The sequence below is a fragment of the Caballeronia sordidicola genome, from assembly GCF_000729995.1.
In the GTDB taxonomy this organism is placed as follows: domain Bacteria; phylum Pseudomonadota; class Gammaproteobacteria; order Burkholderiales; family Burkholderiaceae; genus Caballeronia; species Caballeronia sordidicola_A.
In genome coordinates, this window is record NZ_JNFG01000178.1 from 1 (window position 1) to 353 (window position 353).

Annotated in this window: 1 protein-coding gene; it reads right to left on the reverse strand. The window is 68.3% G+C overall.

The window, feature by feature from the left end; genetic code table 11:
* Nucleotides 1-353 (reverse strand): c-type cytochrome (locus FH08_RS0134280; protein WP_031362671.1); only part of this gene is annotated, 353 nt, incomplete at both ends.

Below are 353 nucleotides of genomic sequence, written 5' to 3' on the forward strand. Positions count from 1 at the left end.
GCAACTTGACCGCGCCAGGAGCAACCGCGGTGGCGCCGGCCGGCACTGGCTGCGCCGCCAGCCAGGCCGCTACCGCGCCAATATCTTCAGCACTCAGGCGCTGCGCTACCTGCGCCATGCAATCGGGTGCAAACGCATGGCGCGCACCGTTTTTCCAGGCGCCGATCTGGCTCACCAGGTAGTCGCGCGGCAAGCCGAGCAAACCCGGCGTAGTCGGCTGCACGCCGGTCATGGCGCTGCCATGGCAGGCGATGCAGGCAGGAATCTGCTTGCTCGCGTCGCCCTTGTTGACCAGCATGTCGCCGCGCGCGCGGGTGGCGTCGGACAGATCGAAAGGCTGCGGCGCCGGATAA